This window comes from Modestobacter sp. VKM Ac-2978, from assembly GCF_026968025.1.
GTDB lineage: Bacteria > Actinomycetota > Actinomycetes > Mycobacteriales > Geodermatophilaceae > Modestobacter.
Genome location: NZ_JAPVBP010000001.1, coordinates 274,942 through 300,646, shown reverse-complemented (window position 1 = coordinate 300,646; position 25,705 = coordinate 274,942). Strand labels below are relative to the sequence as shown.

General features: G+C 75.1%; 26 protein-coding genes and 2 tRNA genes. 15 read left to right on the top strand and 13 right to left on the bottom strand.

What is annotated here, in order from left to right; all coding sequences use genetic code 11:
- Window positions 1-7: 7 nt before the first annotated feature.
- The 6 genes from O2W53_RS01375 to O2W53_RS01350 all read right to left on the bottom strand — a co-directional run bounded on the left by O2W53_RS01375 (window position 8) and on the right by O2W53_RS01350 (window position 6,563).
- Window positions 8-1,216 carry a glycosyltransferase gene (locus tag O2W53_RS01375; RefSeq protein ID WP_269161252.1) on the bottom strand — a complete coding sequence of 403 codons (1,209 nt, stop codon included), beginning with the start codon at window positions 1,214-1,216 and terminating at the stop codon, window positions 8-10.
- The gene (locus O2W53_RS01370; protein WP_269161251.1) at window positions 1,213-2,178 is read right to left on the bottom strand and encodes a glycosyltransferase; all 966 of its coding nucleotides are present in this window, start codon (window positions 2,176-2,178) and stop codon (window positions 1,213-1,215) included. Before O2W53_RS01370 ends, O2W53_RS01375 begins: the two co-directional genes overlap by 4 nt.
- The gene (locus O2W53_RS01365) at window positions 2,175-3,176 is read right to left on the bottom strand and encodes a glycosyltransferase family 9 protein (RefSeq protein ID WP_269161249.1); all 1,002 of its coding nucleotides are present in this window, start codon (window positions 3,174-3,176) and stop codon (window positions 2,175-2,177) included. Before O2W53_RS01365 ends, O2W53_RS01370 begins: the two co-directional genes overlap by 4 nt.
- Window positions 3,173-4,672, bottom strand: coding sequence for an HAD-IIIA family hydrolase (locus tag O2W53_RS01360; RefSeq protein WP_269161248.1), 1,500 nt, complete (start codon window positions 4,670-4,672; stop codon window positions 3,173-3,175). The genes O2W53_RS01365 and O2W53_RS01360 overlap by 4 nt, the downstream gene beginning before the upstream one ends.
- Window positions 4,673-4,803: 131 nt before the next feature.
- Window positions 4,804-5,319 carry a MarR family winged helix-turn-helix transcriptional regulator gene (locus O2W53_RS01355; protein WP_164701407.1) on the bottom strand — a complete coding sequence of 172 codons (516 nt, stop codon included), beginning with the start codon at window positions 5,317-5,319 and terminating at the stop codon, window positions 4,804-4,806.
- Between the two features lie 59 nt (window positions 5,320-5,378).
- Window positions 5,379-6,563, bottom strand: a complete 1,185-nt coding sequence (locus tag O2W53_RS01350) for a hypothetical protein (RefSeq protein WP_269161247.1) — start codon at window positions 6,561-6,563, stop codon at window positions 5,379-5,381.
- A gap of 278 nt (window positions 6,564-6,841) precedes the next feature.
- On the opposite strand from O2W53_RS01350, the gene O2W53_RS01345 reads away from it, so the two are divergent.
- Window positions 6,842-8,128, top strand: a complete 1,287-nt coding sequence (locus O2W53_RS01345) for an alpha-hydroxy-acid oxidizing protein (protein ID WP_269161246.1) — start codon at window positions 6,842-6,844, stop codon at window positions 8,126-8,128.
- Window positions 8,129-8,167: 39 nt separating this feature from the next.
- Here the strand turns inward: O2W53_RS01345 and O2W53_RS01340 are convergent, their stop codons facing one another.
- Window positions 8,168-8,809 carry a class I SAM-dependent methyltransferase gene (locus tag O2W53_RS01340; RefSeq protein WP_269161245.1) on the bottom strand — a complete coding sequence of 214 codons (642 nt, stop codon included), beginning with the start codon at window positions 8,807-8,809 and terminating at the stop codon, window positions 8,168-8,170.
- A 110-nt stretch (window positions 8,810-8,919) separates the two neighbouring features.
- Between O2W53_RS01340 and O2W53_RS01335 the strand changes: the two genes are divergently transcribed.
- Complete coding sequence (locus O2W53_RS01335; protein ID WP_269161244.1) at window positions 8,920-10,371, top strand: dihydrolipoyl dehydrogenase family protein; 1,452 nt, start codon at window positions 8,920-8,922, stop codon at window positions 10,369-10,371.
- Entirely contained in the window at window positions 10,368-11,279 is a 912-nt protein-coding gene (locus O2W53_RS01330; RefSeq protein ID WP_269161243.1) for a universal stress protein, read from the top strand. Before O2W53_RS01335 ends, O2W53_RS01330 begins: the two co-directional genes overlap by 4 nt.
- A gap of 350 nt (window positions 11,280-11,629) precedes the next feature.
- Here O2W53_RS01330 and O2W53_RS01325 read toward each other — a convergent pair whose 3' ends face one another.
- The gene (locus O2W53_RS01325; RefSeq protein WP_269161242.1) at window positions 11,630-14,428 is read right to left on the bottom strand and encodes a penicillin-binding protein; all 2,799 of its coding nucleotides are present in this window, start codon (window positions 14,426-14,428) and stop codon (window positions 11,630-11,632) included.
- Window positions 14,429-14,603: 175 nt separating this feature from the next.
- Between O2W53_RS01325 and O2W53_RS01320 the strand changes: the two genes are divergently transcribed.
- Together O2W53_RS01320 and O2W53_RS01315 are read left to right on the top strand one after the other, a co-directional pair.
- Window positions 14,604-15,023, top strand: a complete 420-nt coding sequence (locus tag O2W53_RS01320; RefSeq protein ID WP_269161241.1) for a PaaI family thioesterase — start codon at window positions 14,604-14,606, stop codon at window positions 15,021-15,023.
- Between the two features lie 58 nt (window positions 15,024-15,081).
- Window positions 15,082-15,753 (top strand): biliverdin-producing heme oxygenase, encoded by a 672-nt coding sequence (locus O2W53_RS01315; RefSeq protein WP_269161240.1) that lies wholly within the window; start codon window positions 15,082-15,084, stop codon window positions 15,751-15,753.
- Between the two features lie 70 nt (window positions 15,754-15,823).
- On the opposite strand, the gene O2W53_RS01310 is transcribed toward O2W53_RS01315, so the two are convergent.
- The 3 genes from O2W53_RS01310 to O2W53_RS01300 form a co-directional block, all read right to left on the bottom strand.
- Window positions 15,824-15,896: transfer RNA gene (locus tag O2W53_RS01310), tRNA-Arg, on the bottom strand.
- Between the two features lie 23 nt (window positions 15,897-15,919).
- Window positions 15,920-16,008: transfer RNA gene (locus O2W53_RS01305), tRNA-Ser, on the bottom strand.
- Between the two features lie 88 nt (window positions 16,009-16,096).
- Window positions 16,097-17,305 (bottom strand): MFS transporter, encoded by a 1,209-nt coding sequence (locus O2W53_RS01300; RefSeq protein ID WP_269161239.1) that lies wholly within the window; start codon window positions 17,303-17,305, stop codon window positions 16,097-16,099.
- Between the two features lie 104 nt (window positions 17,306-17,409).
- Between O2W53_RS01300 and O2W53_RS01295 the strand changes: the two genes are divergently transcribed.
- From O2W53_RS01295 to O2W53_RS01280, 4 genes are all read left to right on the top strand, one after another.
- Window positions 17,410-17,940 carry a CGNR zinc finger domain-containing protein gene (locus O2W53_RS01295; RefSeq protein WP_269161238.1) on the top strand — a complete coding sequence of 177 codons (531 nt, stop codon included), beginning with the start codon at window positions 17,410-17,412 and terminating at the stop codon, window positions 17,938-17,940.
- A 12-nt stretch (window positions 17,941-17,952) separates the two neighbouring features.
- Window positions 17,953-18,495 carry a phosphatase PAP2 family protein gene (locus O2W53_RS01290; protein ID WP_269161237.1) on the top strand — a complete coding sequence of 181 codons (543 nt, stop codon included), beginning with the start codon at window positions 17,953-17,955 and terminating at the stop codon, window positions 18,493-18,495.
- A 316-nt stretch (window positions 18,496-18,811) separates the two neighbouring features.
- Window positions 18,812-19,354, top strand: coding sequence for a hypothetical protein (locus O2W53_RS01285; protein ID WP_269161236.1), 543 nt, complete (start codon window positions 18,812-18,814; stop codon window positions 19,352-19,354).
- 1 nt (window position 19,355) lies between these two features.
- Window positions 19,356-20,261 (top strand): hypothetical protein, encoded by a 906-nt coding sequence (locus O2W53_RS01280; RefSeq protein ID WP_269161235.1) that lies wholly within the window; start codon window positions 19,356-19,358, stop codon window positions 20,259-20,261.
- Between the two features lie 27 nt (window positions 20,262-20,288).
- On the opposite strand, the gene O2W53_RS01275 is transcribed toward O2W53_RS01280, so the two are convergent.
- Window positions 20,289-20,948: a hypothetical protein gene (locus tag O2W53_RS01275; protein WP_269161234.1), complete on the bottom strand. Its 660-nt coding sequence runs from the start codon at window positions 20,946-20,948 to the stop codon at window positions 20,289-20,291.
- Between the two features lie 148 nt (window positions 20,949-21,096).
- Between O2W53_RS01275 and O2W53_RS01270 the strand changes: the two genes are divergently transcribed.
- The 3 genes from O2W53_RS01270 to O2W53_RS01260 all read left to right on the top strand — a co-directional run bounded on the left by O2W53_RS01270 (window position 21,097) and on the right by O2W53_RS01260 (window position 23,041).
- Window positions 21,097-21,279, top strand: coding sequence for a hypothetical protein (locus O2W53_RS01270; protein WP_269161233.1), 183 nt, complete (start codon window positions 21,097-21,099; stop codon window positions 21,277-21,279).
- A gap of 154 nt (window positions 21,280-21,433) precedes the next feature.
- Window positions 21,434-21,982 (top strand): DoxX family protein, encoded by a 549-nt coding sequence (locus O2W53_RS01265; RefSeq protein ID WP_036341328.1) that lies wholly within the window; start codon window positions 21,434-21,436, stop codon window positions 21,980-21,982.
- A 9-nt stretch (window positions 21,983-21,991) separates the two neighbouring features.
- Entirely contained in the window at window positions 21,992-23,041 is a 1,050-nt protein-coding gene (locus tag O2W53_RS01260) for a PHP domain-containing protein (protein ID WP_269161232.1), read from the top strand.
- Here O2W53_RS01260 and O2W53_RS01255 read toward each other — a convergent pair.
- On the bottom strand, window positions 23,006-23,890 hold the full coding sequence (locus O2W53_RS01255; protein ID WP_269161231.1) for an ATP-grasp fold amidoligase family protein: 885 nt from the start codon (window positions 23,888-23,890) through the stop codon (window positions 23,006-23,008). The genes O2W53_RS01260 and O2W53_RS01255 overlap by 36 nt on opposite strands.
- Window positions 23,891-23,989: 99 nt before the next feature.
- On the opposite strand from O2W53_RS01255, the gene O2W53_RS01250 reads away from it, so the two are divergent.
- The 3 genes from O2W53_RS01250 (at window position 23,990) to O2W53_RS01240 (ending at window position 25,697) form a co-directional block, all read left to right on the top strand.
- Window positions 23,990-25,138 (top strand): glycosyltransferase, encoded by a 1,149-nt coding sequence (locus O2W53_RS01250; RefSeq protein ID WP_269161230.1) that lies wholly within the window; start codon window positions 23,990-23,992, stop codon window positions 25,136-25,138.
- Window positions 25,139-25,205: 67 nt separating this feature from the next.
- Entirely contained in the window at window positions 25,206-25,349 is a 144-nt protein-coding gene (locus O2W53_RS01245) for a hypothetical protein (protein ID WP_269161229.1), read from the top strand.
- A 180-nt stretch (window positions 25,350-25,529) separates the two neighbouring features.
- A complete protein-coding gene (locus O2W53_RS01240) occupies window positions 25,530-25,697 on the top strand; it encodes a hypothetical protein (RefSeq protein WP_269161228.1) in 168 nt (55 codons plus the stop codon).
- The last annotated feature ends 8 nt before the right edge of the window (window positions 25,698-25,705 follow it).

The following is a 25,705-nucleotide window of genomic DNA, read 5'->3' as shown; positions in this document are numbered from 1 at the left end:
AGGGGGTTCATCGGGTGGCCTCCACCGGGCTCCGGGCGGCGAGCACCTGGCGGTAGACGGCGTCGGTGTCGGCGACGACCCGGGACCAGCGGTAGCGGGTCCGGGCGCGGGTGACGCCGGCGGCGCCGTAGGCGGTCCGCCGCTCGTCGTCGGCGAGCAGGGTGGCCAGTGCCTGCCCGAGGGCAGCGGGGTCGCGTGGCGGGACGAGGTCACCGGTCACGCCGTCGGCGACGGTGTCGACCAGCCCGCCGACGGCGGTGGCCACGACCGGGCGGCCGCAGGCCATCGCCTCCAGCGGGGTGATCCCGAACGGCTCGTACCAGGGCACGGCCAGGACGACGTCGGCCGAGCGGATCCAGCCCGGGACGTCGGCCCGGGACACCGCGCCGGTGAAGACCAGCCGGTCGGCGACCCCCAGCTCCGCGGCGACGGCCCGCAGCCGGCAGACCTCCGGGTCGGTGTCCAGCTCGTCGGTCGGCGGGCCGCCGACGACGACCAGCTCGGCGTCGGGGACGGCGGCCAGCGCCCGGACGGCGTCCTCCTGGCCCTTCCGCTCGACCAGCCGGCCCAGCACCAGCAGCCGCGGACGGCCGGAGTGCGGCGCGGCCGGCCCGTCCGGGGTGAACTCGCCGGTGTCCACGCCGCACGGCACGATCGACACCCGGTCGCTGGGGAGCCCGAGCCGACGCAGCTCGAACACCTCGTCGCTGCAGGTGGCGACCACGTGGTCGACGTCGCCGCACAGGTCGCGTTCCAGGTCGATCCGCTGCTCGGGCGAGGTGTCGGCGTCGCCCTGGTGCCGGCGCTTGACCGAGCCGAGGGCGTGGAAGGTCTGCAGCACCGGGATGCCCAGCCGGGAGGCGGCCTGCACCGAGGCCAGGCCGCTCATCCAGAAGTGCGCGTGCACGACGTCCGGCCGGGTCGCCGACCACTCGGCGCGCAGCACGTCGGCGAAGGTGCCCATGTGCTGGAGCAGCTCGTCCTTGGGCACCACCCGGGCCGGCCCGGCGGCGACGTGCGCGACGTCGTAGCCGTCGGCCGTGGTCACCCGGTCCGGCAGCGCGGCGTCGTCCCGGCGGGTGTGCACCGTCACCTGGTGGCCGCGCTGGGCCAGGCCGGCGGCGAGCGCGGCCACGTGCACGTTCTGCCCACCGGCGTCGACACCGCCGATGGCGGCCAGCGGTGAGGCGTGCTCGCTCACCAGGTCGATCCTCATCTCGTCACCTCCGCCAGGAGAGCGTCCCAGTCGGCGAGGAACCGGCCCAGGCCGTACCGCTCCAGCGCCGCGGCGCGGGCCGCCTTGCCGGCCAGCCGGGCGGCGTCCGGCTCGGCGACGAAGTGCCGCACCGCCTGGGCCAGCCGCTCGGGCCGGGTGGAGAGCACCCCCGCCTCGGCCGGCACCGCCTCGACCGCCTCGGTGGTGGCCAGCCCGACGACCGGCATGCCCAGGTGCATCGCCTCCAGCAGCGACAGTCCCAGCGACGTCCAGCGCACCGGGTGCACGTAGACCCGGCGGCGGGCGAGCTCGTCGTGCATCGCGGCCTGCGGCGGGTCGTCGTGCAGGCCCACCCGGTCGGGGTCGAGCCCGTAGCGCTCGTGCAGCCCGGCCAGGCCCATCCCGAACACGTCGAGCGGCGCGGCGGCGGACAGCAGCGGCAGCAGGTCGCCGCCGGTGTACCGGCCCCGGCGCACGGGCTCGTTGACCACCACGCCGGCCCGGGCCAGCTCGCCGGTGTAGCGCTCGCCCGGGTCGACGATGCCGTGCTCGATGACGGTCGTCGGCGCGCTGCCGTTGTCGTAGAAGAGCTGGTTGAAGTACGTGACGTGCGCGATCGGGATCACCGACTGCTCGGCCAGCGGGTGCCGGGTGTTCGGCACCGACCCGTCCGGGGCGTTGTGCTCCAGGAAGACGGCCGGGAGGTCGCGGCCGGGCTCGCGGCCGAGCCACTCGCGCACCAGCTCGAGGTCGCGGGTGCGCTGCAGCACCACGACGTCGACGTCCTCGGTGCGGAGCTGGTCGGGGGTGACCTCGCGGGCCGACGCCGGCCACTCCCAGGTGCGGGCGCGGCCCAGGCCGTCGGGCCCGCGATCGGGGGTCACCGGGAGCAGGTAGTCGTGCGCGCCCTGGACGAAGGACGTCGTCCAGGAGCCGTGCACGTGCCAGAGCAGGACCTTCATGGTGCGACCACCTTGTCGACGGCGGCGAGGACGTCGGCTGGGCTCACCGACGTCAGACAGGGATGACCGGGCACCGGGCACTCGCGGGCCCGGGTGTCGCGGCAGGGGGCGGACTGGTCGCCGAGGAGCACAGTGGGCACGCCGTAGGGCGCCCACCGCACGGCCGGCACGACCGGGGAGAAGAGGGAGACGACGGGGGTCCCGACCGCGGCAGCCAGGTGCGCCGGGCCGGTGTTGCCGACGACGACGGCGGCCGCACCGTCGAGCAGCGCGGCCATCTCGGCCAGCGTGGTGGCCCCACCGAGGTCGGTGCCGCGGCGGCCGGCGACGGCCGCGGTCAGCGCCCGCTCCCCCGGCCCGCCGGTGACCAGCACCCGCCAGCCGGCGTCGGTGAGCGCCTCGACCGCCTCCGCGCAGCGCTCGGCCGGCCAGGCCCGCGCCGGCACGGAGGCACCGGGGTGCAGGACGACGTAGCCCGGTTCGTGCGCGGTGGCCGGGAGCGGACGGCGCACGGCGAGCAGCCCGTCGTCCCCGGCGGGCAGCTCGAAGCCGGCGGCGCGGGCCAGTGAGAGCGCCCGCTCCGGCTCGGGCAGGTCGTCGTCCACCCGGTGCCGGACGTCGAGCAGCGAGCCGGGGTAGTCGACGCTGATCGCCGAGATCCGCGCCACCCCGGCGGTGCGCAGCAGCAGCGCCAGCGGCAGCGGCGACTGGTGGAAGCTCGTGCTGACCACCGCCTCGTCGACGCCCAGCGCCCGCACCCGGTCGACGAGTGCAGCGAGGTCGTCGGCGTCCACCGGCTGCGGCGAGCCGTCGATCCACGGGCAGTGCCAGGTCAGCACCTCGTCGACGCCGGGCAGCAGCTCGGCGGCCGCCGTGCCCTGCGGGCTGGCCAGGAGGACGACCCGGTCGGCGGCGGCAGCCACCGCCCGCACGAGCGGGCCCTGCAGCAGCACGTCGCCGGCGTTGTCCAGCCGGGCGACGAGGACGGTGCGGGTCACCAGGCGCCTGCCAGCACGTCCTCGACCGCGTCGACCAGGGTGGGCGCTCGGTGTGCCGCGGCGGTGACCTCGGCGGGGCGGGTGACCATCGTGGGCACCAGGATCGCTGCGGCGCCGGCCGCGGTGGCGGCCCCGACGTCGGCACCGATGTCACCGATGACGACGACACGGGACGGGTCGACGTCGAGCTCGGCGCAGGCGGCCTTCACCATGCCGGGGGCCGGCTTGCGGCAGTCGCAGCCGTCCTCGGGGGCATGCGGGCAGACCTGCACGGTGTCGAAGGGGCCCAGCAGCTCGGCGACGCGCGCGTTGACCGCGTCGGCCTGCGCCCGGGTGATCAGGCCGCGGCCCACCCCGGACTGGTTGGTCACCAGGCCGATCCGCACCCCGCGCGCGCGGAGGGAGTCCAGCGCCGCGCGGGCGCCGTCGACCGGCCGGACCTGCGCCGGGTCGCCGTTGTAGGGAACGTCGTGCACCAGCGTGCCGTCGCGGTCGAAGAGGACCAGGTCGGGCAGGCCGCGCCACGGCGTCACGGTGCGGTGCTGCACGGCACCGCGCAGGAAGTGCCAGCTGGCCAGCGGCGGGATGAGCGCACTGGTGGCGAGCATGGTGGTCACCTCGGCGCGGTCCCGCGGACCGGGGGCGATCCGCGCCCAGGCGAACTCGGCCGTGCCGGCGGCCCAGCCCAGGGCGGCCAGCGCCGCGGCCCGCGGCCGGCCTGCGGCGGCCAGCCCGAGCGCGGCCAGGGCCGCACACGTGACGGCGAGGTGCCGGGGACGGCGGCCGACGGCGGCGTCGGCACGCTCGCGCCAGGTCGGCCCGTGCAGCCGGCGCATGAGGACGTCGTCGGCGTTGCCGGCCTGCACCCGGGCGGACACCCAGCGGTCGGCCGGCCGGACCGGGTGGGTGATCCACCGCTCGCCGCGGGTCAGCGTCGAGCCGGTGTCCATGACCCGCAGGGCGAGGTCGGAGTCCTCGCGGAAGGCCCGGGGGAAGCGCTCGTCGAAGCCGCCGACCGCGGCCAGCGCGGACCGGCGGTAGGCGAGGTCGGCGGTGATCCAGCTGCTCGTGGCCAGCCCCGCGGTGCCGCGCTCCCAGTCGGTGGGCCGGCGATCGGCCGGCAGCGGCACCCGGACCCGGCCCTGGGTGCCGGCCGCGTCGGCGGGCAGGGCGGCGAGGTCCTCGGCGAGCCGGGCGTACCAGTCAGGGTCGGGGACGACGTCGTCGTCCAGGAAGGCGATCCACTCCGTGCCCGCGGTGCGCCAGCCGAGGTTGCGGGCCACCGCCGGCCCTCCGCCGCCGGTGCGCACCACCCGGACCGGGGGCAGGCCGGGGCGCTCCGGGCGCAGCGGCTCACCGGTGGGCCGGTCGTCGACCAGCACGATCTCCGCCGGCCGCGGACCGGCGGCGTCGGCCAGGGCATCGAGGAGCGCGTCCAGCGACGGCCGTCCGATCGTCGGCACGACGACCGTGCAGTTGCGCAAGACACCCGTCATGCCCCGAATCGTGCCCGGAAGATCGTTCCCGAAACACTACGGGCTTTAAGTTTCCCCGCCGTTGGCCGTCCGTCACCCGATCGGGGGCACGCGCCGGTCCGGCTCAGCCGCCCGGTGGCGGGCCGCCGGGATCAGCGGGGACGGCGGGTGGCGGACGACACCCGAGCGAGCGCGTCGGTGACCACGGCGGCGTCGTCCCCGAGCATCGTGAGCAGGTGCGCCACCAGGTCGTCGTGGGTGGACATCGCCGCGCGGACCCGGTCCCGGCCGGTGTCGGTCAGCCGGGCGTGCAGCAGCCGCCGGTCGCCGTCCAGTCGCTCACGGGTGACCAGTCCGTCGTCCACGAGCCGGTTGACCGTGCTGGTGATCCCCGGCCGGGAGAGGCCGACCGCATCGGCGAGGTCGCCCATGGAGGCGTGCTCCTGCGGGGACTCGGCCACCCGGCGCAGCACCTCGAAGCCGGTGAGCGACACCCCGTGCTGCCGGTGCAGCGCCGAGTCGACCCGCCGGGTGATCCGGTCGTGGACCTGGACGATGCGCAGCCAGGTCTCCGGTGCGCTCGGCCCCGCGGCCGCCAGACCCCGTACGTCACGGGGGACGCCTCGGGGTGGTGCGCCGTCGTGCAGCCGGTCCCTGGGCTGGTCCATCGGTGGGTCCACGTCTCCTTCGCAGTGCTCGTGCCGGTGTCGTCCGCCGTGCTGCTCGCTCAGCGTCGTCCTCCGGGGTGCCCGTTCCGCGACCGGCGCACGCCCACCAGCCCGAGTGAACCGGCTGCGGTGAGCAGGACCAGCCCGGCGGCGAGCACCGCCGGCGAACCGGTCCGCTCGGTCACCGGTGCGGCGCGGGCGGCGACCTGGAGGCCGATCTCGGCGGTCGCCGCGGACTCGCTGCCGACGAGTTCCAACGTGGCCGCCCCCAGCGCCACACCGCGCGGGATCTGGACGACCGCCTCGACGCTGCCGTCGGCCGCCGCGGTGACGGTGCTGAGCAGCTCGGTGCCGCCGGCCATCCGGACGTCGACCGGTTCACCCGGTTCGAAGCCGCTGGCCCGCACGGTCACCACCCCGCCCGGCGACACGGTGACCGCCGGGGTCGAGGCCGTGGCGTCGCTCGGGCTGGACGGGGCGCCGGCTCCGACGTCGGTCTCCGTGGCGGTGGCGGACGGCGCACCGGCCGCTGCGCCGCTGGGGCCGCTGGACCGCGGCCCGGACGTGCTCGACGGCGTGCCGGTGGTCGTCGTGGGGGACGGCGTGACGGGCGGGGGCGTCGCGCTGGACGGCGCAGGTGTCGGCGTCGGGCTCGACGGCACAGGGGTCGACGGGGGTGGTGCGACCGGCGGCGGGACGGCAGGCGGCGTCGTCGGCGTCGGGTCCGGTACGGGGGTCGACGGGTCCGGGGAGCCGGACGGGTCCGGGGGCGGCTCGGGAGTCGGGGTCGGCTCCGGAGTCGGGGTCGGCTCCGGGGTCGGCGTCGGCGTGGCGGGCGGGGTCGGGCTCGGCCGGACCGCCTCGCAGTCCTCCTCGCTCGGCCGGGTGTAGGTCTGGAACTGCAGCGGCTGCTCCGGCGTCCCGTCCGGGTCCGCGACCGTCACCCACACGTCGACGGTGACGCCCCAGTCGACGTCCTCGCTGGTCAGCTCCACCTGCTCGCCGGGGGCGAGGTCGGCGGCGTCCTGCTCCTCGACGCCGTCGAAGACCAGGGCGACGCGGTGCGGCTCGGTGCCGTTGGTGACCTGGACGCGGACGACGCCCGGACCGCAGCTGGGGCCGTGGGTGACCGTCCCGATCGGGCGACGCCGGTCCTCGAGGGCGTCGGCGGGACCGGCCACGGCGACCCCGGTGACCAGGAGCGCACCGAGGGCGAGGCCGACGGTCAGGCGAGCGGGCAGCACCGGGCGGGCGGACGAGCACGTCAGCGGCACTGCGGTCCCCCGTTCTCCAGCGCTCGACGGACGACTGCTGCGCGGCGCACCGTCGTCCTGCCCAGGAACTCCCTCCACCATGCCCGGTGGCCTCGATCAGCGGGGACCGCCACTCCCGTCACGTCCGTCCCACAGGCGTGTCACGACTGGCGTGTCGCCCAGGTCGGTCGACCGGGCGGACGGCCGCGCCCCCCGCCGGGGCCGGTCCACGGAGCGGCGCGCGAGACCCAGGTCACTACGGTGACCCGATGACCTCAGCGGCAGGGACCGGGCGGCGGCGGCAGGACGTGGTCTACCGGGCGGGGGTCTACGGCAGGCACCCCCGCGTGCCCACCGTGTACCGGGCGCTGGCCCGGGAGGCCAAGCGCCGGCTGGACGCCCGGGCCTACGGCTACGTCGCCGGCGGCGCCGGTGACGAGGCCACCCAGCGGGCCGACCGGACGGCGTTCGACCGCTGGTCCGTCGTGCCCCGGGTGCTGCGCGACGTCAGCCGCCGTGACACCTCGGTCGAGCTGTTCGGACGCCGGCTCCCGGCACCCGTGCTGCTCGGGCCGGTGGGCGCGCTGGAGCTGGTGCACCCCGAGGGCGACCTCGCCGTCGCCCGCGCCGCGGCGGCGGTCGGGGTGCCGATGGTCTTCTCCAACCAGGCGTCGGTGCCGATGGAGACCACCGCGGCGGCGATGGGCGACAGCCCGCGGTGGATGCAGCTGTACTGGTCGACCTCCGACGAGCTGGTGGAGAGCCTGCTGGGCCGCGCGGAGGCGACCGGTTGCGATGCCGTCGTCGTCACCCTGGACACCACGATGCTCGGCTGGCGCCCCCGGGACCTGGACCTCGGGCACCTGCCGTTCGCGCTGGGCAAGGGCATCGCGCAGTACACCTCCGACCCGGTGTTCCGCCGGCTGGTCGAGGAGCGGGCTGCCGCCGCGGGTGCGCCGCGGGACCCCCAGCCCCGGCCGAACCTCGCCGCGGTGCGGGCCCTGGTGGGGATGGCCCGCGCCTGGCCCGGCCCGCTGGTGGAGAACCTGCGCTCCCCGCTCCCCCGCGCCGCCGTCGAGACCTTCCTGTCCATCTACTCCCGCCCGTCGATCACCTGGGCCGACCTCGCCTGGCTCCGCGAGCGCACCCGGCTGCCAATCGTGCTCAAGGGCGTCCTGCACCCGGACGACGCCCGGCGGGCGGTCGACGAGGGTGTCGACGGGATGGTGGTGAGCACCCACGGCGGGCGGCAGGTCGACCGGTCGATCGCCGCCCTGGACGCGCTGCCCGACGTGGTGGACGCCGTCGCCGACCGGGTGCCGGTGCTGTTCGACAGCGGGGTGCGCAGCGGCGCTGACGTGCTGGTGGCCGTCGCCCTGGGCGCGCGAGCGGTGCTGCTGGGCCGTCCCTACGCCTGGGGCCTGGGGGTGGCCGGCGAGGACGGCGTCCGTCAGGTGGTGGAGGACGTGCTCGGCGAGTTCGACCTCACGCTCGGGCTGACCGGCCACACCGCCGTCGACCAGCTCACCCGCGAGGCCCTCCGCCGCCGCCCCTGATCCACCACCAATATGGCCATTTTGGTGGGTCAGGGCGGGTCAGGTGGGGAGGGTGCCGGCCCGGACCTGGACGTGCCCGCCGCGCAGGTCCGCCCGGTCGACGTCGGTGCACTGCTGCTCGACGGCCTGCCACGGCCGGGCGGCGGGGTCGGCGCCGCCGCTCCACATCGCCACGTCCGCCAGGGCGCGCAGCGGCCGCGGCCCGCGCTGCGCCCGCTGCATGTCGACCACCGCGACCCGGGCACCCGGTCGGGCGAGGGCCACCGCGGCACGCCAGGCGGCCGGCCAGTCGTCCATCAGGGAGAGCGCGTAGGTGAACAGGACGGCGTCGGCACCGTCGTCCCCGAGCGCCTCCGCCAGCCGCTGGGACGGCGGCCGGGTCGCGTCGCCGGCCATGAGTTCCACCCCCGACCAGCCCAGCGAGTCGGCCCGTCGACCCGCCCGGGCGAGCATCGCCCGGCTGGCGTCCAGCCCGACGAAGCGCCCGTCGTCCCCGACCCGGTCGTGGACCGGCCGCAGGTCCAGACCGGTGCCGCAGCCGACGACGAGCACCCGGTCGCCCCTGCTCAGCCGCAGCCCGGACACGCCGGCCAGCCGGCCCGCCCGGTACACCGGCCACTCACCGGAGACGAGGTCGTAGACGGGTGCGATGAGCTCGTACTGCCGGGCACGGCCGACCATCCCTGCTCCCTCCGTCGCTGTGCTCCCGGTTCCCTCCCTGCCGCGGTGCACACCCTCGTCCCGCCGGGCAGACTGGCCCGCACCGCCCTCGACCACCGGAGACGCCCGTCGTGCCCGACCTCGACGTCACCCGCAGGCGGTGGGAGCTGCTGGTCGTGGGCGCCGGCACCGCCGGCCTGCTCGCCGCCCAGACCGCCGCCTCCCTGGGCGCCCGGGTGCTGCTCGTCGACCGCGGCACCTGGGGCGGTGAGTGCCTGTGGACCGGGTGCGTGCCCTCCAAGGCGCTGATCGCGGCCGGCGAGGCCGCGGCGGCCGCACGCGCCGCCGCCGGGTTCGGGGTGCAGGTGGACGGCGTCCGGATAGACGGGGCGGCGGTGCTGGCGTCGGTCCGGGCTGCGGTCCGGGAGATCGAGCCGGTCGACTCGCCCGAGGCGCAGCGGGCCGCGGGCGTCGCCGTGGCCGAGGGGCAACTGGTCTTCACCGGCCCGTCCAGCGCCGTGCTGGACGGCCGCCGGGTCCGGTTCCGCCAGGCAGTCGTGGCCACCGGCTCCGCCCCGGCGCTCCCCGCCGTCCCCGGGCTGGCCGACTCCTCGCCGCTGACCACCGAGACGCTCTGGGACGAACGCGATCTGCCGGAGCGGCTGGTCGTGCTCGGTGGCGGCACCACCGGCTGCGAGCTGGGCCAGGCGATGGTCCGGCTCGGCGTCCGGGTGGACCTCGTGGAGACCGCCGACCGGTTGCTGCCGGCCGAGGACCCGGCTGCGTCGGCGCTGGTCACCGCCGCGCTGCGGGCCGACGGCGTCACCGTCCACCTCTCGACGCAGGTCCAGCGGGTGTCCGGGGCCCCGGGCGACACCCGGGTGACGCTGGCCGACGGCGGCGAGCTCCGCTGCGACCGCCTGCTGGTCACCACCGGGCGACGGGCCGCCGGCGACGGCCTCGGGCTGGACGCGGCCGGCGTGCAGCGGGACGACGACGGCTGGGTCGTCGTCGACGCGCACCTGCGGACCAGCAACCCGCGCATCTGGGCCGCCGGCGACGTCACCGGCCAACCGCAGTACACCCACCTGGCGGGGCTGCACGGCTCGACGGTCGCCACCAACGCCGTGCTGGGGCTGCGCCGCCGGGTCGACCTGACCGCGCTGCCCCGGGTCACCTTCACCCAGCCGGAGGTCGCTGCCGTGGGTGCGCCGACCGGCACGGCCGAGGAGGCCGGCCTGCGGGTGCTGGAACAGGGACACCAGCACAGCGACCGGGCGATCACCGACCGGCGCACGGACGGGGTCACCCGCCTCGCCGTCGACGCCCGGCACCGGGTGCGCGGCGCGACGGTCGTCGGGCCGCGGGCCGGGGAGACCCTCGCCGAGCTGACCCTCGCCGTCACCCAGGGGCTCACCACCAGCGACCTGACCGCCTCGACCCACCCCTACCCGACCCATGCCGACCCGGTGTGGCAGGCGGCCATCAGCGACTACCGGGGCCGGCTGGCCGCGCCGGTTCCCCGGCGGGCGATCGCCGCGCTCCGCCACCTGCACCGCATCCGGACGGCGCTGACCCGATGACCGTCCTGCTGGGCTTGGAGGCCGCGGAGCACAGCGGTGGGGACGACGGCGCCCTCCGGCTGGCCGCTGGGCTGGCCGGTGCGGAGGGCTCCCCGGTCGTCGTGACGACGGTCGTGCCGCTCGACCCGCCGCACGCGACCACCTCCCGGCTCGACCACGAGTACCGGCAGTGGCGGGCCGCGCTGACCGCCACCCGCCACGCGGAGGCGCTCACCGCACTGCGGAGGGCCGGGGTCGAGGACGTCCGCACCGCCGTCGTCCCGGCGTCCTCGGTGCCCGCCGGCCTGGTCGAGTCGGCTCACCGGTACCGGGCGCGGGTGCTCGTGCTCGGCGCCGCGACCGAGGCGCCGGCGGGCCGGTTCGCGGCGGGCTCGGTCGCCGAACCGCTGCTGCACAGCTCGCCGGTGCCGCTGGCGCTGGCCCCGCGGGCGTGGTCGGCGCCGGCGGAGCCCACCCGGCTCACCTGCACCTGGGCGGACGCGGCCCGCTCCGCCGACGCGCTGTCCGCCACCCGCGCGCTCGCCGAGCGCTGGGGTGTGCCGGTCCGGCTGGCGACCTTCGTGCCCGAGCGCGCCGCCCTGCTGCCCTCGGAGACCGGCCTGCCGCTGGAGCACGTGGTCAACGAGGAGTGGGCCGTTCAGGTGCAGGGCTCGCTGGAGCATGCCGTGGCGGACTGGTCCGGCCCGTGGCCCGTCCCGGAGACCGTGCAGGGCCGCGGCGCCGGCTGGGCGGGGGCGGTGGCTGCCGTGCCGTGGATGCCCGGGGACGTGCTGGTGCTCGGGTCGTCACGCCTCGGACCGGAGGGGCGGGTCTTCCTCGGCTCGACGGCGACGAAGATCCTGCGGGCCGCGACCGTCCCGGTGCTGGTCGTCCCGCGCGGCGACGACGCCGCGCCGCGGCTGGCTTGACGACGACTGTGGCCTGAGTCACAGTGAACGCGGGCGGGGGAGCCGGCTAAGAATGGCTCTCCACTGCTGGAGAGACCGACCAACGCGGCCAGACCGTCAGGACCGGCCCCCCGCCCCTCAGGCCCCTCCGCGGCGAGCCGGCTGGCTGCCGTCCGGTTGCCGACTCGGCTTCGGGAGCGGGCTCAGGAAGCCGGAACCGGCTTCGTTGCCGCATCGCGAGCGAGCTCCGGCTCGGGTGCGCAGGAAGCCGGAACCGGCTCCGGTGTCGCGCCGGGACCCAGCTCCGGCTCGGGTGCTGATCCCGGTTCAGGAGCGGGTTCAGGGGGCCTGGATCCGGCTCGGGGGTGGGCTCAGGGGGCCGGTGCGGGCTCAGGGTCCGGCTCGGGAGCCGGAGGGGGAGCCGGCGCAGGCTCCGGTTCAGGAGCGGGAGCAGGCTCGGGTGCCGGCTCCGGCGCGGGCTCCGGGGCAGGCTCCGGCTCCGGGACGGGCTCCGGGACGGGCTCCGGGACGGGCTCCGGGGCAGGCCCCGGCTCCGGCGCGGGCCCAGGTCCCGGCTCGGGTGCCGGCTCCGGTGCAGGAGTCGGGTCCGGTGCGGGAGTCGGGTCTGGTGCGGGAGTCGGCTCCGGTGCGGGAGTCGGCTCCGGCGCGGGAGTCGGCTCCGGCCCGGGAGCCGGGTCCGGCACGGGAGTGGGCGTCGGTTCCGGGGCCGGCTCGGGCGCAGGAGTCGGCTCGGGGGCGGGCTCGGGCGCAGGGGGCGGCACCGGGCTGGGCTCTGGTGCCGGCTCCGGGCTCGGCTCGGGAGCCGGCTCGGGTCGGGGCGCGGGCGTGCGCACCGGCTTCGGGGGCGGCGGGGGCGCGTAGTCGGCCCCGTTGCTGACCAGCATCGTCACCTGGCCACCCGGCGGGACGGAACGACCGCCGGACGGGGCGAGCCCGATCACCCGGCCGGCGGGCCGGGCGCCGTCCACGACCTGCCGGGCGACCTGGAACCCGCGCTCGGCCAGCAGCCCCTGACACCAGTCCGACCAGGCGCCGACGCACCCACCCGGGACGGTGGCGCGCTCACTGCGCAGGTACTTCGGGTCCGGCGGCGCGAAGCCAGCGACGGGTCGGCCGGTGAGCACCGGCGCCATCGCGTCGTGCCAGACGGTGGCCGCCTTGCCACCACCGAAGCCGCCGACGTCCTGGTTGCGGACCGGGTCGTAGACCATGACGCTCGCCGCGAACTGCGGGGTGTAGCCGACGAAGGTGACCGAGTAGTTGCCCTGGGTGGTGCCCGTCTTCCCGGCGATCTGGTGGCCGGGGACGTGCGCCCGGCGACCGGTCTGCCCGGGGGAGCCCGGCTCGACGTCCTTGCGCAGCGCGTGGTTGAGCGTGTCGGCGATGCCCGGCGCGATGACCTCGGGCGTGCACTGCGGGGCGCCGACCAGCGGCTGGCCGTCCGGGCCGGCCAGCGGCTCCCCGGACCGGTCGACGACGGCCTCGACCAGCCGTGGCTCGCAGCGCGTGCCACGGGCGGCGAGGGTGGCGTAGGCGTTGGCCAGGGCCAGCGGGCTGGTCGCCTCGGCCCCGAAGGTGAACGAGCCCCGGTTCTCCGCGACGACCTGGTCGGCGATCGGGTCGAGGCTGGTCAGCCCGAGCCGCTGGGCCACCCGGACCGGCCCCTCGACGCTGCCCAGCGCGTCCTCGAGGGCGAGGAAGTAGGTGTTGGAGGAGCGGTAGAGGGCCTGCTCCATGTCCAGCCGGCGCGGGTAGTTGCCGGCGTTCTCGACGTCGTAGGGGCCGTCCCCGTCGCGGTAGACCTCGGAGACGTAGGGGTCCGGGGTCCGCAGCTCGAAGTCCAGCCCGAAGCCCTGCTCCAGCGCGGCGGCGGCGGTGAAGACCTTGTACGTCGAGCCGGCCCCCTGGCCGGCGGTGGCGGGGAGGTCGACCGTGGTCTGCGCCGGGTCGGCCTCGTCGAGCCCGTACCTCCGGTTGACCGACATGGCCAGCACCCGGCCGGTGCCGGGCTCGACGTTCACGTAGACGGCGGCGCGCGGGTCGTCCATCGCCAGGGTCTGCACCACGGCGGCGTCCCCGGCCAGCTGCACCCCCGGGTCCAGGGTCGTGCGCACGGTCAGCCCACCGGCCTGCAGCTGCTCGTGGGTCACGCCGTACTGCTCGGCGAGCACCTTCAGCAGGTGCCCGCAGAAGAAGGCACCGATGATCGCCTCGGTGCACCCGTTGGGGGCGCTGCCCCCGTCGACGACGCCGAGCGGCTCCGCCCGGGCGGCGTCCGCGGCGGCCTGGTCGAGCAGGCCGACCTCGGCCATGCGGCGCAGGACGAGGTCGCGGCGCTGCTTCGTCGGCTCGGGCGCGGTCACCGGGTCGTAGTAGGCGGGGCTGCGGACCAGCCCGGCCAGCATCGCGGCCTGGGCGGCGGTCAGCTGGTCGGCGGTGGTCCCGAAGTAGCGCTGCGCGGCGGCGGCCACCCCGTAGGCACCGTTCCCGAAGTAGACGGTGTTCAGGTAGCGGGTGAGGATCTCCTCCTTGGTGTACTCCGCCTCCACCGCCAGGGCGATCTGCGCCTCCCGCAGCTTGCGGCCGACGGTGTCGGCCGTCGCCGCAGCCCGCCCGTCGGCGTCCTCGGCCGTCTGCAGCCGCAGCTGCTTGACCAGCTGCTGGGTGATCGTGGAACCGCCCTCGGTGACCTCGCCGGCGGCGATGTTGCGCGCCAGGGCACGCAGCAGCCCGCGGGAGTCCACCCCCGGGTGGTCGCGGAACCGGGCGTCCTCGATCGCGATCAGCGCGTCCTTCATCACCGGGGCGATCTGCTCGCCGGTGAGCGGGTGCCGGTTGCGCGAGTAGATCTCGGTGATCAGTGAGCCGTCCGCGGCGAGGACGCGGGTGTTGCCCGGCAGCCGGGTGTCGACGGCGGCGGTCTCGAGCGGGCGGACGAGGGCGGCACCCTGCTGGGCCAGCGCGCTGGCCCCGCCGAGCCAGGGCGCGACGACCCCGGCGACCAGCCCGCCGGCGACCACGAGGGCGACGACCAGGCGGAGCAGGACGACGCCGCGGCGCCGGGGACGCGGCGCGACCGGTTCTGCAGCCGGCAGCAGCCAGGGTTGTCCGCCCGAGGGCCGACCTCCTCCTCCGGCGATGACCTGCACCTCTTCCGACGCTGGGCAGCCGACGTCCGCCCGCCGGCCACGGTGGGTTGTCCCCCACGGTGCTCCGGGACGCCCGGCCCATGCACGCCGTCGTCACTTCTCAATGTGATCGTCATGTCCACGGTGCCGCCGGATGGGCGCGGCGGCGCGCCCGTCCGGGCCGTACGGTCGCTCGGTGACCGCTGCGCAGGAGCTGCTGACCGAACGGGTCCAGGGCGTGCTCGACGTCCCGTTGCACGCCTGGCTCGGCCTGCGGCTCGCTGATCCGGCCGACCCCGCGGCCGGCCTGGTCCTGCCGGTCGGGCCGCCGACGCTGAACAACGGCGGGGTGCTGCACGGTGGGCTGGTGGCGGCCCTGTTGGACGTCGCCGCCTACGTCCACCTGCTCCCCCACCTGGGTCCGGACGAGAACGCGGTGACGCACGACGCGACCAGCTCACTGCTGCGGGCGGTGCAGCCGGGCGCGGAGCTGCGACTGACCGGCACGCTGCTGCGACTCGGCCGGTCGGTGGCGTTCCTGCGCGCCGAGGCGAGCGCCGACGGGGTGCTGGTCGCCGCCGGCCAGGTGACGAAGACCGTGCTGCGCCCCCGCTGAGCACGGACGCGCACCGCACCCACCCACACTCGAGACGACGAACCGGAGAGCCGCACCGATGACCAGCACCCTCACGCCACCCGGGTTCGCCGCCCGGCTCAAGGAGGCGACCCAGGCCGACCACACCGCGGCGGAGGCCTCGGGGTTCGTCACCGCGCTGCTCGCCGGAGAGCTCCCCCGCACCGCCTACGCCGACCTGCTCACCCAGACGCACGCGGTCTACGCGGTGCTGGAGGAGGCGGCCGTGGCCCAGGCCGACTCCCCCGAGGTGCGCCCCTTCCTGCACCCGGGGCTGGTCCGGCTGCCCGCGCTGGAAGCCGACCTGGCCTTCCTGCTGGGGCCGGGGTGGCGGAGCGAGGGGGTGGTCCTGCCGGCCACGGAGCGGTACGTGGCCCGGCTGCGGGAGGTCGCCTTCGACTGGCCGGCCGGGTTGGTGGCCCACCACTACCTGCGCTACCTCGGCGACCTGTCGGGCGGGCAGATCATCCGCCGGCTGGTTCGCCGCACCTTCGGCCTGGAGCAGGACGGCGTGCGGTTCTACGTGTTCGACCAGATCCCCAAGCCCAAGCCGTTCAAGGACGCGTACCGGGCCGCGCTCGACGCCGCACCGTGGAGTGCGGCGGAGCAGGACCGGGTGATCGCCGAGGTGTCGCTGGCCTTCCGGCTCAACGCCGACGTCTTCGCCGACCTCGGCGCGCGGCACGGGACGGGCGGGCCGGCCCCGGCCTGAACCGCTCCGGAGAACACTGCGGCCCCGCACTCCGAGGAGTGCGGGGCCGTGGTGCTGTCTCAACCAGACGTGCGCCCGAAGGGACTCGAACCCCTAACCTTCTGATCCGTAGTCAGATGCTCTATCCGTTGAGCTACGGGCGCGTGGTGCGTGTTCAGTTGTCGCGCGGAGGCTCCGGGATTTGAACCCGGGATGGGGATTAACCCAAACCGCATTAGCAGTGCGGCGCCATAGACCGGACTAGGCGAAGCCTCCCGGGGACCGGGTTGCCCCGGAACCACCGAGGGGAAAGGTTACCAGCGCGTGCCGGCGGCTCCCAACCGGGGTCGGGAGCCGCCGTCGATCAGGCCGGGACGGCCGCACGCCGGGGCTCGGCGGGCAGGTCGGGACGGCGCCCGGGCAGGAGCGTGACCGCCACCGCCAGCGCGGCGGCGCCGGTGGCCATCACGAGGGAACCGGCCACACCGGCCGAGGTCTCGATCAGCGCGCCACCGACCGCAGCACCGATCGCCGAGGCACCGAAGGTCACGGTCGACAGCCAGGTGAACGCCTCGGTGACCGCCGACGCGGGGGCGATCGAGCCGACGAGCGAGCTCTGCACGGTGAGGGTGGGGGCGATCGCCGTCCCGCCGAGGAAGAGCAGGGCGCCCAGCACCCACGGGTCGGAGATGGCGGCCAGCGGCGCGAGGCCGATCGTCACGCCAAGCAGGCACCAGCGGTACTGGCGGGGCAGCGAGGCGCTGACCACGCGGGCGCCGAACCAGAGGCCACCCCCGGCAGAGCCCAGTGCCCACACGGCCAGCAGCAGGCCGGAGATGCCGGGCGACCCCGCAGCGTCGGCGAACGCCGGCACCGCCACCTCCAGCCCGCCAACGCCGAACATCAGTGCGGTGCCGCTGAGCAGGACGCGCGGCATGCCCGGCGTGGTCACCGTCGACAGCAGCCGCCGCGACTCCGTGACCACCGGCCGCCAGGCACGCATCGGTGCACTCGTGGCGATCCCGAGGGCACCGAGGACGCCCAGCACGCCGGCGAGCCCGAGGGCGATCGCCGGGCCGGCGACGAACGTCAGGGCCGCGACCAGGGTGGGTCCGGCCACGAAGACCAGCTCGGTGGCGGTCGCGTCCAGGGCGTAGGCGGTGGGGCGGACGCGGACGTCGACCCGCGACCAGAGCGCCCGCACCGTGCCGGAGACCAGCGGGGTGCTGGCCCCGACCGCGGCCGCGGCGGCGAACACCCACGGCAGCGGCGCACGGCCCAGGACGGCGGCGGCCACGAGCGCCAGCAGCAGCGGGTAGCCCACGGACTGGGCGAACAGCACCAGCCGAGGGCTGCGCCGGTCGGCCAGCCGGCCCAGCACCGGGGCCATCACCGCGGTGGCGATGCCGTACGTGGCCGAGACACCGCCGGCGATCGCGTACGACCCGGTCTGCTCCTGCACCATGAGCAGCAGCGCGAGCGGCACCATGGAGGACGGCAGTCGCCCGGCGAACCCGGCGAGCAGGAGCACCGGGGCGGACGGCAACCGCCACACGGCGAGGTACGAACGCATGACTGGCTCACTTCGAGACGTGCGAGAAGGGAATCTGTAGGCGGTCAGATGCTGTTCACCGCCTACAGGTTCCGGAGGTTACGGACCAACGAGTAGGGAGTCAAATGGACTACGACACCTACGGGTCGAACGCTGTCGAACTGGCCATCGACCTGGCCAACGCCGACCGCGACGACCCGGACTGGGTGCGGGTGTTCCTCGACGCCCACGACGAGTGGTTCACCGACGGGACGTCACTGGAGCTGCGACCCGCCGAGGCCGGCGCGGTGGCGCAGACGTCGTCCCTGGTGCGTGACGTCGCCGAGGCCGACAGCGAACCGGAGGTGATGGCGCGCCTGAACGCCCTGCTGGCCCTGGCCTCCCCGAAGCCCTATGCCACCGACCACGACGGCGAGCTGCACCTGCACTACGCCCGCCCCGACGCCGGTGTGGTCGAGCAGCTGACGACGACGGTGGCGATGGGCCTGTCCCAGGTCGTGGTGCAGCACGGCTGGCAGCGCCTGGGCGCCTGCTCGGCCGAGGGGTGCGGGCACGTGTACGTCGACACCTCGCGCAACGCCAGCCGGCGGTACTGCTCGAACACCTGCGCGAGCCGCTCCACGGTGGCCGCGTACCGCGCCCGCCAGCGCACCTGAGGACGACGCCGGGTGCTCCATCCCCGTCACTGGGACGCGCTGTTGCTCGAGCGCGTGGGCCGACTGCCCGCGACGCCGGTCGACCGGTGGCTGCGCCGACTGTCGACCACCGCGGACCACGGCAAGCTCTGGGCGTTGATCGGCGTCGTCCTCGCGCTGCAGCCCGGACAGCCGCGCCGCGCCGCCGTGCGCGGGCTGGGTTCGATGGCCGTGTCGAGCGCGCTGGTGAACGCCGTCGTCAAGCGGGTGTTCAGCCGGGTCCGGCCAGACCTGGCGGCCACACAGGGCGAGCGGGCGCTGCGCCGGGCTCCGCGCAGCTCGTCCTTCCCGAGCGGGCACTCGGCGTCCGCGGCGGCCTTCGCGACGGGTGTCGCGCTGGAGAGCCCGGTGACCGGGGCGTTGATCGCGCCGCTGGCGCTCGGCGTGGGCTACTCACGGGTGCACGTGGGCGTGCACTACCCGGGGGACGTGCTCGCCGGGATGGCGTTGGGCTGCGGCGTCGCGCTGGCCAGCCGGCACTGGCGGACGGTGCCGACCCAGCCGATCCCCCGGTGACCGACGCCACGCGTCGCCGGCCCCGCCGTCCACGCGACGTGTCGCCGGCCCGGCCGTCCACGCCGGCAGGACGGGACCGAGCCACGCTGGGCGCGGTCGCCAGCGGCTGACCCGCGGTCACCACCGGCTGACCGTGCACTGCATCCAGCGGTACTTGTGCTCTGGCTGCACTGCTGAACCAGAGCACAAGCATCCACAGTTCGACCTTCTGGGCGACGCGGCGAGCCGCTGACCTGCGTACTCTCCTCACGACTTCAGTCAGGTGGCGCAGGGAGGACGACGCATGCGGCCGGTTCGGGCAGCTGTGGCAGCGGCCGTGGCGATCGCCGTGCTCAGCGGCTGCTCACGCGGGGAGACGGCGAACGAGACCCTGCCCGAGGCCCCGCCGTCAGCGACCGAGACCAGCGAGGCACTCCCACCCCTCGGCCCACCCGACCTCCCCATGCCCCCCGAAGCCCGCGAGCAGACCCCCGCCGGGGCCGAGGCCGCGTTGCGGTACTACCTACAGCTGGTTTCACACCAAGCCGGAGTCAGTGGTCAAACACTCCGAGACTTGAGTCGGGATTGCGAGTTCTGCGACTTCATCGCCGACCGCTACGACGAAGACGCGTCGGCCGGAAACCGCTATACAGGCGGTGAGTTAACCGTCAGGGGGATGAGCCCGCCTGCCCTCGATGGCGATAGCGCCGAGTTCTCTTTCACAGTCGACCAGGCGGAGGTTGGCATAATCGCGCCCGACGGCAGCCCCGTTGCCGGTCGCGGACAAGCCGCCGTGGCGGGCATGAACGCCGGTGCGCGCATGACATGGAGCGACCAAGCCGGTGCATGGTTCCTCAACCAATTGATTATCAATTCTTAACATGACCGTTCGCCGCACGGTCATCTTGATCGCACTCCTCACGCTCACCGTCCTGCACGCGTCCCCCGCCAATGCATGCGAGTCACTCTCGTGCGCCGCCCCAGATCCCGAAGTGGGCATCGGAGGCGGCGCCGTGATGGCCGGGTATATAGACGGATCGCCAGGCGAAGGCCTGAGGCGGGCCAGCTTGAGTGGCCCCCTCTCGGAGTACGAGTATCTGCTAGTTCGCCCCTGCGACTTCACTGACTCCCCACTCGGCGGCTGCCAATCGGGCATAGAGCAATGCCCGGAGATGCCCGAGCGAATTGTCACGGAGTATGTCATCTTGGCGCAGCGACTGGTACAGGAGGATTACCGTCCGCTGCGGGGACTTGCACCGGACCCTTCCATCCCAGTCGGCCAGCCGTACGGAGGGCAAATTAACGAGGGAATTTCCTGTGTCGATGTCACGGACCTGAATCCGCCGCCGTCGCCGGCGGAGGTCTTCCGGTACTTCGAGACGCTGCCGCTCCCCCAGCTGACCACCCGCCAGCAGCCACCGGGCGAGGCGCTGGTCGGCCTGCCGGTCATCTTCTTCACCGACAGCCCGACGACCCAGACCTTCACGGTCGACATCCGCGGGTTCGACGTCCTGATCACCGCGAACGCGGTGAGCTACACCTGGCGCACCGGCGACGGGACGACCCTGACCACCACCGACCCGGGCGCCCCCTACCCCGACCACACGATCAGCCACGAGTACTCCTCGGGCACCTACACGGCCTCCCTCACCACCACCTGGGGCGCGACCTACTCGGTCGACGGCGGGGTGAGCGCCGACGTCCCCGGCACCACGACCACCGACGGTGCGCCGGCCACCTTCACCGTCCGCCAGGCCCGCTCGGTGCTCACCAGTCCCTACGACTGACAGCCTCGGCGGGACGTCGACCACCCGTCAGGTCCGCCGGGGCCGCCAGGCCGACGTCGCGGCCAGCAGCAGCAGGGCGGCCCCCGCCTCCCCGCCCTCCTCCACGTAGGTCGCCACCGCCAGTGCCACCGGCGAGGACGACACCGACCTCACCGCCTCGGTCGCCTGGTCCAGCCCCAGCACCGCGACCGCGCAGCCGGCCAACGCCAGGGTGACCGGAGTCGCGCCGCGCACCGCCCAGCGTCGTCCGGCCCGCCACAGCAGCGGCAGGCCGATCACCGACAGCAGCACGCCCCCGACCAGCGTCGTGTACCTGCCGCCGCCCTGCTCCACCGTCGACGAGGCGCTGACCGCCTTCGCGGTCCCGAGCACGACACCGACACCCACGACCGCCGCCCACCACCACCGCGCCCGCCCCGTCGACCGGACGGCGGCGAGCGCGGCCAGGAACCCGACGGCCAGGAACACCGCGGCCGTGAACAGCCGCGGCAGCGCCCCCGCCCCGTCCAACGCGACGAACCGGGACCACCCGGCGGCCGGGCACCGGCCCACCGCACAGCGCACCTCGACCAACAGGGCGATGGTGAACAGCAGCCCGCCGATCGACGCCGGGGCCAGCACCCACCGGGCCGGACGCGGGCGCTCGGCCGGCGGTGACGGCCGCGCTCCCCACACCTCGCCCGTCACAGGACCATCCTCCCGACCCACCTGTGTCATCCGCACGACCGCCGGGCGTCCTCCGTGCGCGATCCCCCAACGGCGATCACCGAGGTTGGTCAGGTTCTGCCGTGCGGAGAACGGCTGGACCACCGCCGCTGACCAGTACGAAGTACATGTGATCGTCGCTGTCGTCGCCCTGTCGTGGGCCGCCGTGTCCGGAGTCGTCGCACTCGTCATCGGCGGGTGCGTCCGCATGGCCGATGAGCGTGCCCCGTTCACCGACCACCTGGTCGGCCTGCCCGCCGACCTGACGGTCGACGACATCCTGGGCGCACGCAGCCCGCAGCCCAGCCACTGACCCTGGTCCCCCTCGCGCGGACCGAGCTCACGAGCGGCCGCAGCCGCTCGCCCGGCGGTGATCGCCACTTCTCACTACGGTTCCGATGCAGCGGTTGTCCTGGCGCTGACCAGGGCACTGCACCGCTGACGTCACCGATGGGAAGAGGTTCCAGATGTTGGTCCGCCGGATCGCCCGGCCGATGCTCGCCGCCACGTTCATCTACGGAGGGATCAACACCCTCCGGAACCCGCAGTCGCGCGTGCCCGGTGCAGCACCGATCGTCGAACAGATCACCGAGATCGCTGACAAGCAGCTCCCCGTCGAGGTCCCTCGCGACGTCGAGCAGTGGGTCAAGATCAACGCCGGGGTGCACGTGGGCGCCGGCTCGCTGCTGGCCCTCGGCCGGTTCCCCCGCTTCTCCGCCCTCGCGCTGGCCACCTCCCTGGTGCCCACCACGCTGGCCGGCCACCGCTTCTGGGAGCACGAAGACCCCAAGGAGCGCTTCGGGCAGACCAGCAACTTCGTCAAGAACGTCGGCATCATGGGCGGCCTGCTGCTCGCCGCCGTCGACACCGAGGGCAAGCCGTCGGTGGGCTGGCGCGCCAAGCGCACCGCCGGCATGGCAGCCGCTGCAGCCGAGGCCAGCTACACCAAGGCCTCGAAGCGGGCCGCCAAGGCCCAGAAGCGGGCCACCAAGCAGGCGAAGAAGCTCACGCACTGAGCTGACCGCATGAGCACGGCACTCACGCCCGCGGGCGCGCTCCGGAGGATCGCCTTCCTCCTGGAACGCGCCCGCGAGCCGTCCTACCGCGTCCAGGCCTTCCGGACGGCGGCCACCGTCGTCGCCGCCCTGGACGACGCCGAGCTCGACCGCCGGGTCGCGACCCGGACCCTCACCGACCTCAAGGGCATCGGCGACAAGACCGCCACGGTCGTCCTCGAGGCTCACCGGGGCGAGCTGCCGGCCTACCTGGCCAAGCTCGAGGAGGCGCACGCCGAGCTGACCCCGCTGGCCGACGACGCCGCCGCGCTGCGGGCCGCGCTCAAGGGCGACCTGCACGCCCACTCCGACTGGTCCGACGGCGGCAGCCCCATCCGGGAGATGGCCGAGGCCGCGATCGGCATCGGCCACGAGTACCTCGCCCTGACCGACCACTCCCCCCGGCTCACCGTCGCCAACGGCCTCACCCCCGAACGGCTGGAGCAGCAGCTGGACGTGGTCGCCGCACTCAACGAGGAGCTGGCGCCCTTCCGCATCCTCACCGGCATCGAGTGCGACATCCTCGTCGACGGCTCCCTCGACCAGACCGACGAACTGCTGGGCCGGCTGGACGTCGTCGTCGCGAGCGTGCACTCCGAGCTCCGGGCACCCCGCGCCCAGATGACCGAACGGATGCTGGCCGCGGTCGCCAACCCGCACACCGACGTCCTCGGGCACTGCACGGGCCGGCTGGTCATCGGCCGCAAGCAGCGCAACGGCACCCAGCGCCCCCGGCCGGAGAGCGAGTTCGACGCCGACGCCGTCTTCCGGGCCTGCGTCGAGCACGGGACCGCGGTGGAGATCAACTCCCGTCCTGAGCGCCTCGACCCGCCCCGCCGGCTGCTCAGCCAGGCCGTGGAGCTGGGCTGCGACTTCGCCATCGACACCGACGCCCACGCCCCCGGTCAGCTCGACTGGCAGGACGCCGGCTGCGCCCGGGCGGTGGAGTGCGGCGTCCCGGCCGACCGGGTGATCAACACCCGCTCAGCGGGGGAGCTGCTGGCCCGCACGCACGGCTGAGCGCGACGGCAACTGCCACATCGAGCCCAGCAGCACGTCCAGCGCCGGGTCGAAGCGGTCCAGCCCTCCACCGGGGTAGGGCGTGAGCTCACCGAACCAGACCCGGCCGGCGACGTCGTACAGGTCGACCCGGATGAAGTCGAACTGCGCCCCCAGCGCCTCGGCGACCTCGGTCAGCTGCGGCAGCGAGGCGGGCGGCGCGGTCACCGGCCCCGGGGCGACCGCCTCGTCGACGTCGACCGGTGTCCAGTCCGGGGTGTACAGCCGCCGCCGGTGCGCACCGAACCGCCCGGTGTCCACCTGGACCAGCCGCAGCCGGCCGTCGAAGACGAACAGCTTGTGGTCGGCCGGCACCTCGTCGGCCGGGCCGAGGAACTCCTCGACCAGCAGCATCCGCCGCGCCTGGCGGTAGACCCACTCGCCACGGTCCCGGTACAGCGGCTCATCGAGCCACCCCGCGGTGACCCGGCGCAGCTGGTCGACGTCCGGGCGTCCGACGCCGACGTGCACCCGCATTGTCCCGTGGTTGGGCTTGAGCACCCAGCGGTCGGGCAGGTCGACCCGGGCGAGGTCGGCGACGTCCACGCCCGCCCACAGCACCCGGGGCACGTCCAGGGTGGGGAGCACCGCGGCGGCGTAGCGCTTCATCGCGAGCTTGTCGCCCAGCTGCCCGATCAGCGGCCGCCGGTCGTGCACCACCCGCCAGTTGACCTTCTCGGTGAAGGTCCGCGGCGGGCGGGCCGGCGGGCGTCCGTGGGCCTGCCGGTAGAGCACCGCGCGCTTCGCCGGCAGTGGCAGCCGGCGGACGACGGCCGGGGACACCCGCTCTGCTCCCCAGTTGCCTGCCACGACCGGAGAGTCTGGTGCAGCGGCCGCCGAGGGCGACTCCTAGGGTCGAGCAGTGACCACGCCAGGAGACCTGCACTGAGCTCGACGCCCTTCCCCGAGTTGCCCGCCGGCGTCGGTTTCGTCGCCAAGGACCCCTGGCACCCCGCCATCCGGCGCGAGCACATGATCGCCACCGAGCTGGCCCACCGCGGTGTGCCGATCCGGTTCGTCCAGGCACCCGCCGACTGGCGACGGGTGCGCAGCGACCCCGGCAACTGGTGGGCGCACCTGCCGGCCGGCCGGTTCACCGAGGTGGCGCCGGGGATCACCGTCTCCGAGCGCTCGACGTTGCTGCCCGGGCTGCGGGGACCGGTGGCCGAGCGGGTCGACGCCGCCCTGCTCGGTCGCTTCCTGCGCCGCTCCTCCTGGCAGGAGTCGCTGACGGTGTTCATGCTGCCCTGGGAGTGGCGGGCGGCCCGCTCGGTCGGCGGCCGGGCGGTGTTCGACTGCACCGACGACTGGGCCCGGCTGCTCCCGCAGGCCCGGGGGCTCCACGAGCAGCTCCGCCGGATCGCCGACGAGGCGGACGAGGTGATCGTGGTGAACCAGGTCCTCGCCGACCTGTTCCCGGGTCGCACCCCGGTCGTCGTCCCCAACGGCACCGACGCGGCGCTGCTGGACGCGCCCCGGTCGGTGCAGCGGCGGGCGCGGCACGCGGTCTACGTCGGGAGCATCGCCGAGCGGTTCGACGTCGACCTGGTGCGTGCGGTGCTCACCCTGCTGCCGGAGTGGACGCTGACCGTCCACGGGCAGCTGGTCTTCCCGCTGCGGGCGGGCGCCGCGGCCGAGCGCTTCCTGGCGCTGGAGCAGGAGACCGGGGGCCGGTTCCGGTACGCCGGGCCGGTCTCCCGCGCGGAGCTGCCCGCGGTGCTCGACTCCGCGGCCGTGGCCCTGGTGCCGGACGTGGCCAGCCGGGCGCTGGGCCAGTCGTCGATGAAGACCTACGACTACTGCGCGCGGGGCGTCCCGGTGGTGGCCAGCGCCGGCCACCTGGAGCACTCCAGCGACGCACCGCCGCACAGCTACGTCGCCGACGGCGCGGCGGAGATGGCCGCGGCGATGGAGGCCGCTGCCGACGAGCCGGTGGGCTGGGCCCTCGACCGGGTCCGCTGGGCCGCCGAACGCACCTGGGACCGGCGGACCGACGCCTGGCTGGACGCCGCGCTGGGTGATCGTCTGCCCGATGTGACGGGTGTGCACCCGTCATGAACTCGCAACGAACGCCGACCGTGTGTCGCTGTTCACTGCGCCACAGCCGGGCCCTAGCTTCTCCGCCATGACGCGTACTGCACACGCTCCGGTCGCTGGCCCCGCCCACTCCGCCCGCTCGCTCGCCGACGCCCTGCAGTCCGGTTTCGCCGCCCAGCGGGCCGCGGCCGAGCGCGCCCTGCGCGACCCGGTCGGCGCTGCGACCCGCTGACCCCACCTCGCCGCGTCCGGCCGACCGGGCGTCGCGGAGGTGCTGGTCGGCCGCACCACGGTCGGTGACCACGCGGCCGACCGGCACCCGTCCGGGGCGCCCCGGGCGAGTGACGGAGTTCATCGACTGTTGACGCTCCGTGCCCTTCCGCCGCGGGCCGGTGGGCTCCACACTCTGCGCGTGCGCTTCCTCGCATCGCCACCCCCCGGCTCGGCCGTCGGCCTGCGGCCGGTCAGCAGCCGACCCTCGCCGGTGCACCTGCACCGGTACCGGCGCACCGGTGACGACCCGTTCAGCGGTGCGTCGCTCTACGCCTGCCGCTGCGGGGTCGTCCGCCCCGGCATGTGACGGCGCAC